Here is a 13594-nt window from a genome sequence, read left to right on the forward strand (position 1 = left end):
CCGGGGGTCTGGGGGCAGCGCCCCCAGCCTTAGCGTTTCACGCAGGCGGCGGCGTAGTTCACGCTGAGATCGCGCGACGACAGCGACCAGCTCCAGCCCAAGGGGTTGAAGACCATCCCCTTGCGGTCGATGGGATCAAGCCCCGCCTTGCGCATCAGCTCGTAAAGCTCGTCCGGCGTCACGAATTTCGACCAGTCATGCGTGCCGACGGGCAGCCAGCGCATCACCCGTTCCGCGCCGAAGATCGCCATGACATAGCTTTTCGGATTGCGGTTCAGCGTCGACATGATCATCAGCCCGCCCGATTTCAGCAAAGCGGCGCAGGTGTCGGTGAAGCCCTGGGTGTCGGCGACATGCTCGATGATTTCCATCGCCAGCACCACATCGAACCGCTCGCCCGCCGCCGCCAGATCCTCGGCGGCGCAGTTGCGATAGTCGATCGTCAGGCCGGATTGCTCGGCATGAAGTTGCGCCACCGGGATGTTCTTCGGCGCGGCATCGGCGCCCACCACAGTCGCGCCCAGCCGCGCCATCGGTTCGGCCAGAAGCCCGCCGCCGCAGCCGATATCGAGAAGCCGCAGCCCCTCGAACGGGCGGGGGGCGCGCAGATCGCGGCCGAACTGCGCCGCGATCTGGGTGGTGATATAGTCCAGACGGCAGGGGTTCAGCATGTGCAGCGGCTTGAACTTGCCGTTCGGGTCCCACCACTCGGCCGCCATCGCCTCGAATTTCGCCACCTCGGCGGGGTCGATTGTCTTCGTTGCGGTTTCCATGCCATCCTCCGGTCAACTTTTGGGGTACGCCCCATGGCGGGGGCGGTCGAGGCGTTATATAGTGCAGTCATGGACAAGAACGCAGGGCAAAAGCGCACGGCAAGCGCCTTTCTCTATCCGCCGGTCGAGCCTTTCGATCAGCGGATGATCGATGTCGGTTTCGGCCATCAGATCTATGTCGAGCAATCGGGCAATCCGCGCGGGCGGCCGGTCGTGGTCTGCCACGGCGGGCCGGGGGGCGGCTGCAGCCCGGCGATGCGGCGCTATTTCGACCCGCGGCATTACCGCATCGTGCTGTTTGACCAGCGCGGTTGCGGGCTGTCGAAACCGCATGCCTCGGTGGGCCACAACACCACCTGGGATCTGATCGCCGACATGGAGCGGATCCGCACCGAGCTGGGCATTTCCACCTGGATCGTCTTTGGCGGCAGCTGGGGGGCGACGCTCTCGCTGCTTTATGCCCAGACCTATCCCGACCGGGTCGAGGCGCTGGTGCTGCGCGGCGTATTCCTGGCGCTGAAATCGGAGCTGGACTGGTTCTATGGTGGCGGCGCCGGGCAGTTCTTTCCCGATCTGTGGACGCAGTTCATCGCCCCCATCCCCGAGGGCGAGCGCGACGATCTGATCGCCGCCTATCACAAGCGGCTGTTTTCCGGCGATTATCTGCAGGAAGCCCGCTTTGCCCGGCATTGGGCGATGTGGGAGAATGCGCTCGCCTCGGTCGATTACGACGGTTTCCCGGGCGAATCGCCGCCCGATTACGCCCATGCCTTCGCGCGGCTGGAAAACCACTTCTTCCTGAACCGCGCCTTCCTGGAAGTCGATGGCCAGATCCTGCGCGACCGGCATCTGATCGAACATATCCCGACGGTGATCGTGCAGGGCCGGATGGACATGATCTGCCCGCCGATCTCGGCCTGGCGGCTGGCGCATGGCTGGAAGCGATGCGAGTTGCGCCTCGTGCCCGCCGCGGGTCACGCCCTGAGCGAGCCGGGGATCACCGCCGGTCTTGTCGCGGTGATGGACCGGATGCGGGGCTGAGCCCAGAGAAAGCTTGCAACATGAGGGCGATTCGCCTATACGCAATGCAACAGCGGCGTTTCAGGGTCCAAACCTGAGGCCCACCGGATCCATGTCACGGGCCGCTCGGGCCCGTTTTTTGTTTTCAGGGATCGGAATGACCGACCTCATCGCCAAGACCGGCATCGACCGGCGTCTCGCCGACATTGTCGGCCCCACCATCGAAGGCCTCGGCTTCGAGCTGGTCCGCATCCGCATGCAGGGCGGACGGCATCCGCTGTTGCAGATCATGGCCGACCGCCCCGAGGGCGGGATCGATGTCGACGATTGCGGCGCGATCTCGACCGCGGTTTCCGCCGTGCTCGACGTCGAAGACCCGATCGAGGAAAAATACACGCTGGAAGTGTCTTCGCCCGGGATCGACCGTCCGCTGACCCGGATGAAGGATTTCGACATCTGGGAGGGCTACGAGGCCCGGATCGAGACCGACGAACAGATCGACGGGCGCAAGCGTTTCAAGGGCATCCTGCGCGGCACCGAAGACGACGAAGTGCTGATCGAGATCGAAAATCAGGGCGAACAGGTCACCATCGGCCTGAAGTTCGACTGGCTTTCGGATGCGAAACTGATCCTGACCGACGAGCTGATCGCCGAGATGCTGCGCCAGCGCAAGGCGGCGGGCATCATCGACGAAGACCAGTTCGACGAGATCCAAACCGAAGACGACGACCAGACTTCCCCCGACGAGGAGACCTGACAGATGGCAATCACCTCTGCCAACCAGCTCGAGCTTTTGCAGACCGCCGAGGCGGTGGCCCGCGAGAAGATGATCGACCCCGATCTGGTGATCCAGGCGATGGAAGACAGTCTCGCCCGGGCAGCGAAGTCGCGCTACGGCTCGGAAATGGATATCCGCGTGAAGATCGACCGCAAGACCGGTCGCGCCAGCTTCACCCGGGTCCGCACCGTCGTCGAAGATGAGGCCGTCGAGAATTACCAGGCGCAGCTGACCGTTGCCCAGGCGAAGCAATACAAGACCAATCCGCAGATCGGCGACGAGATCGTCGATGACGTGCCGCCGGTCGATCTGGGCCGGATCGCGGCGCAATCGGCGAAACAGGTGATCTTGCAGAAGGTCCGCGAGGCCGAGCGCGACCGTCAATATGACGAATTCAAGGATCGCAAGGGCACGATCCTCAACGGCGTCGTCAAGCGCGAGGAATATGGCAACATCATCGTCGACATCGGTCGCGGCGAAGCCATCCTGCGCCGCAACGAAAAGATCGGCCGCGAAAGCTATCGCCCGAACGACCGCATCCGCGCCTATGTCAAGGATGTCCGCCGCGAGACCCGGGGGCCGCAGGTGTTCCTGTCGCGCACCGATCCGCAGTTCATGGCGGAACTGTTCAAGATGGAAGTGCCGGAGATTTATGACGGCATCATCGAGATCAAGGCCGTGGCCCGCGATCCGGGCTCGCGCGCGAAGATCGCGGTGATCTCGAACGACAATTCGATCGATCCCGTGGGCGCCTGTGTCGGTATGCGGGGAAGCCGCGTGCAGGCCGTGGTGGGCGAGCTGCAGGGCGAAAAGATCGACATCATTCCGTGGAACGCCGATGCGGCCACCTTCCTTGTGAATGCGCTGCAACCGGCCGAGGTCGCCAAGGTGGTGATCGACGAGGAGGCGGGCAAGATCGAGGTGGTGGTGCCCGATGAACAGCTGTCGCTGGCCATCGGCCGTCGCGGGCAGAACGTGCGTCTGGCCAGCCAGCTGACCGGGCTTGATATCGACATCCTGACCGAGGCCGAGGAATCGTCGCGTCGTCAGGCCGAATTCGCCGAGCGGACCAAGCTCTTTGTCGATGCGCTGGATCTGGACGAATTCTTCGCCCAGCTGCTGGTGGCCGAGGGCTTCACCAATCTGGAAGAAGTCGCCTATGTCGATCTGGATGAACTGCTGTCGATCGAAGGCGTCGATGACGGCACCGCCGAGGAGTTGCAGGCCCGCGCCCGCGACTATATCGAGGCGCAGAACGCCAAGGCGATCGCTGCGGCGAAGGAACTGGGTGTCGAGGAGTCGCTGTTCAATTTCGACGGCCTGACGCCGCAGATGATCGAGGCGCTGGCCAAGGACGACGTGAAGACGCTGGAAGATTTCGCCACCTGCGCCGACTGGGAACTGGCTGGCGGCTGGACCACGGTGAATGGCGCCCGCGTCAAGGACGAGGGCATTCTCGAGAAATTCGGGATGAGCCTGGAAGAGGCGCAAAAGCTGATCATGACGGCGCGGATCCAGCTGGGCTGGGTCGATATTTCGGAACTGGACGCCGAAGACGCGACCGACAGCGACGAAGAAGAAACCGAGGAATGAGATGAGCCGCGGCGGCAAGGACAAGGACAGCGAAGACCCCGAACGGCGCTGCATCGTCACTGGCGATGTCGGGCCGAAGGTCGGGCTTGTGCGGTTCGTCCTTGGCCCCGATGGCATGATCTACCCGGATCTGGCCGAAAAGCTTCCCGGCCGGGGCATCTGGGTGACGTCGGACCGGGCCGTGCTGGAAAAGGCGGTCGCCAAGGGGGCGTTTGCCCGCGCCGCAAGGTCGCAGGTGAAGCTACCCGAGAACCTGTGTCAGCTGGTCGAAGACGGGCTGGCGCAACGGGTGGTTGAACTGATATCCTTGAGCCGGAAGACCGGCCATGCGGTCTGCGGCTTTGAAAAGGTCAAGGGCTGGCTGGCGGATGGCAAGGCCAGGGTGCTGTTTCAGGCCTCGGACGGATCGGAACGCGGCAAGGGCAAGCTCTGGACTCCGCCCGGCGGGCGCTGGTTCGGTTGTCTCACGGCCTCGGAATTGGGTTTGGCTTTTGGCCGCGACCATGCCATACACGGCGCGCTTGCGGCTGGGGGACTCACCCCGCGTGTAATCAGAGAAGCGGCAAGGCTTGCAGGTTTGCGCAAGCAGGACGGCGGCGATACCGCCATGAAGGATACGAAGACGGCATGAGCGATACGGACGGCAAAAAACCCCTCGGTCTTGGCGGCGCCCGCCCCGGTTCGGTGAAGCAGAGCTTCAGCCACGGACGCACGAAAAATGTGGTGGTCGAAACCAAGCGCAAGAAGGTGGTGGTGCCGAAGCCGGGTGCCGCCCCGACAAAGACCGCGGGTTCGCCCGCGCTGGGCGACCCGTCGCGTCGTCCTGCGGGCATCTCGGATGCCGAGATGGAACGCCGTCTGAGGGCGCTGCAGGCCGCGAAAATCCGCGAGGTCGAAGAGGCCGCGCAGCGTGCCGCCGATGAAAAGGCGCGCGAGGAAGAACGCGAACGCCGTCGCGCCGAGGCCGAGGCCAAGGAACGCGAAGAGCGCGAACGCGAGGAAGCGCTGCGGCTGAAGGCCGAGGAAGAAGAGCGCAAGGCCCGCGAGGCCGAACTGCGCGCGCAGAAAAAGGAAGAGGTCCGGGCGAAACCGGCGGCGAAACCGGCTCCGGCCGATCCGGCTGCGGCCGAGGCTGCCGCCGCACGCGCCGCGACCAAGGGCGTGTCGAACACCGGCCCGCGCAAGACCGACCGTGACCGCGATGACCGCAATGCCACCCCCGACCGCAACAGCAAGGCGGCCAAGGGCGGCGACGAGGGCCGTCGGGCCGGTAAGCTGAGCCTGTCGGATATCGAGGGCGAAGGCGGGCGTCAGCGCTCGCTGGCCGCGATGAAGCGCAAGCAGGAAAAGGCCCGGCAAAAGGCGATGGGCTTCGGCCAGAAAGCCGAAAAGATGGTCCGCGACGTGCAGTTGCCGGAAACCATCGTGGTCTCGGAGCTTGCGATCCGTATGGCGGAACGCGCTGCCGACGTGATCAAGGCGCTGATGAAGATGGGGATGATGGTCACCGCGAACCAGGCGATCGACGCCGACACCGCGGAGCTGATCATCGAGGAATTCGGTCACCGCGCCGTCCGCGTCTCGGATGCGGATGTGGAACAGGTGATCGACACCGTCGAGGACAAGGCCGAGGATCTGGTTGGCCGTCCGCCGATCATCACGATCATGGGCCACGTCGACCACGGCAAGACCTCGCTTCTGGATGCGATCCGCAACGCCAACGTCGTGGCGGGCGAAGCGGGCGGGATCACCCAGCATATCGGCGCCTATCAGGTGACGACGGAATCGGGCGCGGTGCTGACCTTCCTCGACACGCCCGGCCACGCCGCCTTCACCTCGATGCGCGCCCGCGGGGCGCAGGTGACGGATATCGTCGTGCTGGTGGTGGCCGCCGATGACGCGGTGATGCCGCAGACGGTCGAGGCGATCAACCACGCCAAGGCCGCCAAGGTGCCGATGATCGTGGCGATCAACAAGATCGACAAGCCCGCTGCCAACCCGCAGAAAGTGCGCACGGATCTTTTGCAACACGAAGTCGTCGTCGAAGAGATGGGCGGCGAGGTGCAGACCGTCGAAGTCTCGGCCAAGACCGGCAAGGGGCTCGACAACCTGCTTGAGGCGATCGCGCTGCAGGCGGAAATCCTCGAGCTGCGCGCCAACCCGGGCCGTGCGGCCCAGGGCGCGGTGATCGAGGCGAAACTGGATGTCGGCCGCGGTCCGGTGGCGACGGTTCTGGTGCAGCACGGCACGCTGAAACGCGGCGACATCTTTGTCGTCGGCGAGCAGTGGGGCAAGGTGCGGGCGCTGATCAACGACAAGGGCGAGCGCGTCGACGAGGCCGGTCCCTCGGTTCCGGTCGAGGTGCTGGGTCTCAATGGCACGCCGGAAGCCGGGGACGTGCTGAACGTCGTCGAAACCGAGGCGCAGGCGCGCGAGATCGCGGATTACCGCGAGAAAGCCGCCAAGGACAAGCGCGCGGCTGCCGGTGCGGCGACGACGCTGGAACAGCTGATGGCCAAGGCCAAGGCGGACGAGAACGTCTCGGAACTGCCGGTGCTGGTCAAGGCCGACGTGCAGGGCTCGGCCGAGGCGATTGCCCAGGCGCTGGAAAAGATCGGCAACGAGGAAGTCCGCGTGCGGGTGCTGCATTCGGGCGTCGGCGCGATCACCGAAAGCGATGTCGGCCTGGCCGAGGCTTCGGGGGCGCCGGTGATCGGCTTCAACGTCCGGGCCAACGCCCCGGCGCGGGCGGCCGCGAACCAGAAGGGGGTCGAGATCCGCTATTACTCGATCATCTACGATCTGGTGGACGATATCAAAGCCGCCGCCTCGGGTCTGCTGAAGAACGAAGTGCGCGAGAATTTCATCGGCTATGCCTCGATCAAGGAGGTCTTCAAGGTCTCTGGCGTCGGCAAGGTCGCGGGCTGCCTGGTCACCGAAGGCGTTGCCCGTCGTTCGGCTGGTGTGCGCCTGCTGCGCGACAACGTGGTGGTGCACGAGGGCACGCTGAAGACGCTCAAGCGCTTCAAGGACGAGGTCAAGGAAGTGCAATCCGGTCAGGAATGCGGCATGGCCTTCGAGAATTACGACGATGTGCGCGCAGGCGATGTCATCGAGATCTTCGAGCGCGAGGAGGTCGAGCGCAAGCTCTGACCTTTGTCGCCGCTGCGGAAACAGTGAAAAGGGGGGCGAAAGCCCCCCTTTTGCATGCCGTGAGTGGCGATATGTGCGGTGGATCAGGCGTTGTTGCGCAGCACGGGCTTGCCCGCGAACAGCCGATCCCCAACCCGGACAACGATTTTTCCATTTTCGAGCTGCGACTCGAACGTTCCCTGCACGGAGACGCAGCTGCCGACGACGATGGTGCGAAGCATGAGACATCCTCCCTAGAAATCTCGATTACAGTTTCAGCTTAGTCACGAAAACTTAACAAACTGCAAACGAAAAAGTGTCTCAGATGGCTCTTTTGGGTAGCTTTGTTGCGGGGTGTGGCGTTTGGGCGCATTAATGTTTCTGCGCCGCGGAGATTCATGCCGCGGCTGCGCGGTCAAAGCCAGTCCTGCAGCACCGGGATCAGCGGCTCGTCGGCGGGCGGCATCGGGTAATCGCGCAGCTTCGCAGGCGCCACCCAGGCCAGTTTCTGCCCCTCGCGCGGCTGCGGCGTGCCGGACCAGCGGCGGCAGGCGAAAAGCGGCATCAGCAGGTGGAAGCTCTCGTAGCTGTGGCTGGCAAAGGTCAGCGGCGCCAGACAGCTGCCCCAGGTGTCAATCCCGAGTTCCTCGTGCAGCTCGCGGATCAGCGCGGCCTCGGGGGTTTCCCCCGGCTCGACCTTGCCGCCCGGAAACTCCCAAAGCCCGGCCAGCGACTTGCCCTCGGGGCGCTGCGCCAGCAGCACCCGGCCATCGGGATCGATCAGCGCCACCGCACTGACCAGAACCACCCGCGCCGTCGTCGGCGCGGGCGAGGGACCGCAGGGCGAGGTCACGAGCGATAATCCGCGTTGATGTCGATGTAGCGATGCGTCAGGTCGCAGGTAAAGACCGATTTCGCCGCCTTGCCCAGCCCCAGATCGATGCCGATCACCAGCTCCTGCCCCTTCATATAGGCCGAGGCCGCTTCCTCGGAATAATCCGGCACGCGCCAGCCGTTTTCCGCCAGAACCATGTCGCCAAAGGAAATCCGCAGCTTGTCGCGATCGGCCTTGGCGCCCGACTTGCCGACGGCGGCGACGACGCGGCCCCAGTTCGCATCCTCGCCGGCGATCGCGGTTTTCACCAGCGGCGAATTCGCCACCGCCATCGCGACCTTGTGCGCATCATCGGCATTGGCGGCGCCGCTGACGCGGATCTCGACGAATTTCGTCGCACCTTCGCCGTCGCGGACCACCTGTTGCGCCAGATCGAGCATCACCCCATGCAGCGCCGCTTCGAAATCCTTGGCGGCGCGCGAGCGCAGATCGGTGATCTCGGCCGCGGCCGAGCGCCCGGTGGCGGCCAGGATCAGCGCATCCGAGGTCGAGGTGTCGCTGTCCACGGTGATTGCGTTGAACGTGTCATCGACATGCCGCGACAGCATTTTTTGCAGCAGTTTCGCGGGGATCTTCGCATCGGTGAAGAGATAGACCAGCATCGTCGCCATGTTCGGCGCGATCATCCCCGAGCCCTTGGCGATGCCCGCGATGCGGATCAGCCCGCCGTCGCCCTGCACCTCGGCGCAGGCGCCCTTGGGGAACGTGTCGGTGGTCATGATCGCCCGCGCGGCGGCTTCCATCCCCGCCGGGTCCAGCGCGGCGACAAGGCCGGGCACGGCGGCAACGATGCGGTCATGCGGCAGCGGCTCGCCGATCACCCCGGTCGAGGAGGAAAAGACCCGGTTGATCGGCAGATCGAGCGCCTCGGCCACGGCGCCGGTGACCGCATCGACCGAGGCTTGCCCGGCGGCGCCGGTGAAGGCATTGGCATTGCCCGAGTTCACCACGATTGCGGCGCCGGTGCTTTCATCGACCGCGCCCGCCAGTTTCGCCTGGCAATCGAGCACGCAGGCGGCGCGGGTGGTGGAGGTGGTGAAGACGCCCGCGATCGTCGCGCCCGGGGCGATCTGCGCCAGCATCACGTCGGTGCGGCCCGCATAGCGCACCCCCGCGGCGGCGGCGGCAAAGGACACGCCCTCGATCACCGGCAGGGCGGGGAAGGCGGCGGGGGCCAGCGGCGAGACCGGCGCCTTCGGCTTCACCGCGGCGGCGGTCTCGGCTGCGGCGGTGGCCGCGGCGGTGGCGGCCGTCGTCGCGGCTTCGGCCACGCCCTCGCGCAGCGCCGAGGCGACCTCGGTCACCTCTTCGCGCAGCATCGCCACCGCATCTTCGGTGATCTCGCCCAGCTGCGAGCGCAGGTCCTTCACCTTCGACTTCAGCTTGGCGATCTTGTCTTCGAGTTCGCGTTTCTTCGCCATCGTCTTCTCCCCCTCCATCCGCGGACCCTACTTGGCGCCGAAGAAATTCGCCGTCTTCAGTACCGCGGGATCGATCCCCTCGACACGCTTTTCGACCTTGGCCTTGGCCACGGTGTCAGTCACCCGGTCCTGCACCGCCTGCTGGCGCAGATCGCCCGAAAGCTCCTCGGTCGCATCCTCCAGCGTCGGCGCCGCGCCCAGACGGGTTTCCATCAGCTTGATCACATGCCAGCCATATTCGGTTTGCACCGGGCCCTTGACCTCGCCCGCCTTCATCGCGGCTACCGCCTCGGCAAAGGGCGGCACCATCGCGGTCAGATCGAACCAGCCCAGATCGCCGCCATTCGCCGCCGCGCCGTCTTGCGACTTCGCCTTGGCCACGGTGGCAAAATCGGCGCCGCCGTCGATCTCGGCCTTGATCGCCTTGGCCTCGTCCTCGGTGGGCACGATGATATGGGCGGCGTGATATTCGCGGCTCGGTTCGGCCTTGGCGAATTTCATGTCATAGGCTTCTTTCAGCTTCTCGGGCGTCACCGCGCGTTCGGCGGTGTAATCGAGCAGCATCCCCGCCAGATAGGCGCGGCGTTCGACCTCGAGCGCGATCTCGTCGCGGCGGGTCATCATGCCTTCGCCCACCTTCGCCAGCGCGGTCTGCTGGATCAGCTGATCCAGCACGCCGTTGAACAGCACCTCGTCGGGCAGCTGCTGATATTCCGCGGGCAGGCTGTTGCGGACGGACACCATCATGCCCAGCGTGATTTCGGTGCCGTCGACGGTGGCGACGACGGTTTCCGGGCCGGGGGGCGGGACCGCTTTCGCGGCCTCCTCGGCCAGCGCCGGACCGGCCAGAAGCGCCATCACGGCGACAGACCCCAGAACGCGTGTGAAAATCGGCATCAAAGCCTCTCCCGCAGGGCCGCGGCACCCCGCGGCGTTGACACTCGGACGGCAGCCCCTTACATCGCCAAGGGTCCTGTGAAGGCCGTTTCGCCCTTATCCGCTTGCCGTTCTACGGGTGCGCGACGGGTGCGACAAGACCGCATTTCACACGATTTGGTCAGACGAACCCGCGGAGAAAAAATGCTGGGCCTCGGTTACATTGGAAGAAAGCTCTTCGGCACGCCCAACGACCGCAAGGTCAAGCGCACGCGTCCGCTGGTGGCGAAGATCAACGCGCTGGAACCGGCCTTCGAAAAGCTCTCCGATGCCGAGATCGTGGCGAAGACCCGCGAGCTGCAAAAGCGCGCGCAATCGGGCGAAAGCCTGGATGCGCTGCTGGTCGAGGCCTTCGCCAACTGCCGCGAGGCCGCGCGCCGGGCGCTTGGCCTGCGCGCCTTCGACACCCAGCTGATGGGCGGGATCTTCCTGCATCAGGGCAATATTTCCGAGATGAAGACCGGCGAGGGCAAGACCCTTGTCGCGACCTTCCCGGCCTATCTGAACGCGCTGGCGGGCAAGGGCGTGCATATCGTCACGGTGAACGATTATCTGGCCCGGCGCGACTCGGAATGGATGGGCAAGGTCTATCGCCATCTGGGTCTGACCTGCGGCGTCGTTTATCCGTTCCAGCCCGATGATGAAAAACGCGCCGCCTATGCGGCCGACATCACCTATGCGACGAACAACGAGCTGGGCTTCGATTATCTGCGCGACAACATGAAGGCCTCGGTCGCGGAAATGTATCAGCGCGATCACTTCTTCGCCATCGTCGACGAGGTGGACAGCATCCTGATCGACGAGGCGCGCACGCCCCTGATCATCTCGGGCCCGTCGCAGGACCGGTCCGAGCTGTATCGCACGCTTGATGCCTATATCCCGTTCCTGACTGAAGAGCATTACAAGCTCGACGAGAAACAGCGCAACGCCACCTTCACCGAGGAAGGCAACGAGTTTCTGGAACAGAAGCTGCAGGCCGATGGCCTTCTGCCCGAGGGGCAGTCGCTTTACGACCCGGAAAGCACGACGATCGTGCATCACATCGGCCAGGCCTTGCGGGCGCACAAGCTGTTCTTCAAGGATCAGAACTATGTCGTCGCCGATGACGAGATCGTGCTGATCGACGAATTCACCGGGCGGATGATGAAGGGCCGCCGTCTGTCGGACGGTCTGCATCAGGCGATCGAGGCGAAGGAACGGGTGACGATCCAGCCCGAGAACGTCACGCTGGCCTCGGTGACCTTCCAGAACTATTTCCGGCTTTACGAAAAGCTGGCGGGGATGACCGGCACCGCGGTGACCGAGGCCGAGGAATTCGGCGATATCTACAAGCTTGGCGTCGTCGAAGTGCCGACGAACCGCCCGGTGGCGCGGAAAGACGAACACGACCGCGTCTATCGCACCGCCAAGGAAAAATACGCCGCGGTGATCGAGGCGATCAAGACCGCGCATGAAAAGGGCCAGCCGACGCTGGTTGGCACCACCTCGATCGAGAAATCCGAGATGCTCTCGGAGATGCTCAAGGCCGAGGGGCTGCCGCATAACGTGCTGAACGCGCGTCAGCACGAGCAGGAGGCGCAGATCGTCGCCGATGCCGGGCGTCTGGGCGCGATCACCATCGCCACGAACATGGCCGGGCGCGGCACCGACATTCAGCTGGGCGGCAATGTCGAGATGAAGGTGCAAGAAGAGATCGCCGCCAATCCCGAGGCCGCCCCCGAAGAGATCCGCGCCCGGATCGAGGCGGAACATGCCGCCGAAAAGCAAAAGGTGATCGAGGCCGGGGGCCTGTTCGTTCTGGCCACTGAACGGCACGAAAGCCGCCGCATCGACAACCAGCTGCGCGGCCGCTCGGGCCGTCAGGGCGACCCGGGGCGGTCGCTGTTCTTCCTGTCGCTCGAAGACGATCTGATGCGGATCTTCGGTTCGGACCGGCTGGAAGGCGTGCTCTCGAAACTGGGCATGAAGGAAGGCGAGGCGATCATCCACCCCTGGGTGAACAAGTCGCTGGAACGGGCGCAGGCCAAGGTCGAGGGGCGCAACTTCGACTGGCGCAAGCAGCTGTTGAAGTTCGACGACGTGATGAACGACCAGCGCAAGGCGGTCTTTGGCCAGCGCCGCGAGATCATGGAAACCGACGAGATTTCCGAGATCGTCGCCGATATGCGCCAGCAGGTGATCGACGATCTGATCGACCAATTCGCGCCGCCGAAAAGCTACGTCGATCAATGGGATGTCGAGGGGATGCGGGCGGCGTTCATCGACCATGCCGGGGTCGATCTGCCGCTGGCGGACTGGGCGGCCGAAGAGGGCGTCGACCAGGACGTGCTGCGCGAGCGGGTGACGGCTGCGCTGGATGCGGTGATGGCGCAAAAGACCGAAGCCTTCGGCGCCGAGACGATGCGGGTGATCGAAAAGCAGATCCTGCTGCAGACGATCGACACGAAATGGCGCGAGCATCTGGTGACGCTGGAACATCTGCGCTCGGTCGTGGGCTTCCGCGGCTATGCGCAGCGCGATCCGCTGTCGGAATACAAGACCGAGTCGTTCCAGCTGTTCGAGAGCATGCTCGACAGCCTGCGCTACGAGGTGACGAAGCGGCTGGGCCAGATCCGTCCGATGAGCGACGAGGAACGCGCCGAGATGCTGCGCCAGCAGGCCGCCGCCCTTGGTGTGGCCGAGGCGGCGACCGATCCGGCCGAAGCTCCCGCGCCGCAGCCGGCGGCTCCGGTGGCGCTGGCCGCCGCGCCGGGATTTGTCGAATCGGATCCCTCGACCTGGGGCGAGCCCTCGCGCAATGACCCCTGCCCCTGCGGCTCGGGCGAGAAGTTCAAACATTGCCATGGCCGTCTGGCCTGAAACAAAGGCGCTGAAATAAGGCGGCGGCGCGGGGCTTTCCGCGCCGCCGTTTTTCATTATCCTGTTGATCTGGTTGCGTTTTCGTGAAAATTTGCCGTCGGGGTGACGTTTCCCTTTCGGAAACCCTGCCGCAGTCCGGCCCCAGCTTTGTCGAGATCTCGCGTTAACCTTTTGGCAAGAAGCAGGA

Annotated in this window: 11 protein-coding genes; 6 read left to right on the plus strand and 5 right to left on the minus strand. The window is 64.7% G+C overall.

Going from position 1 to position 13594, the window contains the following annotated elements:
- Positions 1-29: 29 nt before the first annotated feature.
- Positions 30-773, minus strand: coding sequence for a bifunctional 2-polyprenyl-6-hydroxyphenol methylase/3-demethylubiquinol 3-O-methyltransferase UbiG (gene ubiG / locus AC4PTB_RS01205; protein WP_492191311.1), 744 nt, complete (start codon positions 771-773; stop codon positions 30-32).
- Positions 774-842: 69 nt separating this feature from the next.
- On the opposite strand from ubiG, the gene pip reads away from it, so the two are divergent.
- From pip to infB, 5 genes are all read left to right on the plus strand, one after another.
- Positions 843-1814, plus strand: a complete 972-nt coding sequence (pip, locus tag AC4PTB_RS01210; RefSeq protein ID WP_492191312.1) for a prolyl aminopeptidase — start codon at positions 843-845, stop codon at positions 1812-1814.
- A 136-nt stretch (positions 1815-1950) separates the two neighbouring features.
- The gene (gene rimP, locus AC4PTB_RS01215; RefSeq protein ID WP_492191313.1) at positions 1951-2550 is read left to right on the plus strand and encodes a ribosome maturation factor RimP; all 600 of its coding nucleotides are present in this window, start codon (positions 1951-1953) and stop codon (positions 2548-2550) included.
- Positions 2551-2553: 3 nt separating this feature from the next.
- Positions 2554-4164 carry a transcription termination factor NusA gene (gene nusA, locus AC4PTB_RS01220; protein WP_492191314.1) on the plus strand — a complete coding sequence of 537 codons (1611 nt, stop codon included), beginning with the start codon at positions 2554-2556 and terminating at the stop codon, positions 4162-4164.
- 1 nt (position 4165) lies between these two features.
- Positions 4166-4795: an RNA-binding protein gene (locus AC4PTB_RS01225; RefSeq protein ID WP_492191315.1), complete on the plus strand. Its 630-nt coding sequence runs from the start codon at positions 4166-4168 to the stop codon at positions 4793-4795.
- A complete protein-coding gene (infB, locus tag AC4PTB_RS01230; RefSeq protein WP_492191316.1) occupies positions 4792-7317 on the plus strand; it encodes a translation initiation factor IF-2 in 2526 nt (841 codons plus the stop codon). The genes AC4PTB_RS01225 and infB overlap by 4 nt, the downstream gene beginning before the upstream one ends.
- Positions 7318-7400: 83 nt before the next feature.
- Here the strand turns inward: infB and AC4PTB_RS01235 are convergent, their stop codons facing one another.
- The 4 genes from AC4PTB_RS01235 to AC4PTB_RS01250 all read right to left on the minus strand — a co-directional run bounded on the left by AC4PTB_RS01235 (position 7401) and on the right by AC4PTB_RS01250 (position 10509).
- On the minus strand, positions 7401-7538 hold the full coding sequence (locus AC4PTB_RS01235) for a hypothetical protein (protein ID WP_492191317.1): 138 nt from the start codon (positions 7536-7538) through the stop codon (positions 7401-7403).
- A gap of 173 nt (positions 7539-7711) precedes the next feature.
- On the minus strand, positions 7712-8149 hold the full coding sequence (locus AC4PTB_RS01240) for a (deoxy)nucleoside triphosphate pyrophosphohydrolase (protein WP_492191318.1): 438 nt from the start codon (positions 8147-8149) through the stop codon (positions 7712-7714).
- The gene (gene argJ / locus AC4PTB_RS01245; protein ID WP_492192571.1) at positions 8146-9510 is read right to left on the minus strand and encodes a bifunctional glutamate N-acetyltransferase/amino-acid acetyltransferase ArgJ; all 1365 of its coding nucleotides are present in this window, start codon (positions 9508-9510) and stop codon (positions 8146-8148) included. Before argJ ends, AC4PTB_RS01240 begins: the two co-directional genes overlap by 4 nt.
- A 129-nt stretch (positions 9511-9639) precedes the next feature.
- The gene (locus tag AC4PTB_RS01250) at positions 9640-10509 is read right to left on the minus strand and encodes a peptidylprolyl isomerase (RefSeq protein ID WP_492191319.1); all 870 of its coding nucleotides are present in this window, start codon (positions 10507-10509) and stop codon (positions 9640-9642) included.
- A gap of 183 nt (positions 10510-10692) precedes the next feature.
- Here AC4PTB_RS01250 and secA point away from each other — a divergent pair, with 183 nt between their 5' ends.
- Positions 10693-13407, plus strand: a complete 2715-nt coding sequence (secA, locus tag AC4PTB_RS01255) for a preprotein translocase subunit SecA (protein ID WP_492191320.1) — start codon at positions 10693-10695, stop codon at positions 13405-13407.
- Positions 13408-13594: the final 187 nt, after the last annotated feature.

The organism is Rhodobacter sp. 4.3.4 (genome assembly GCF_058724655.1).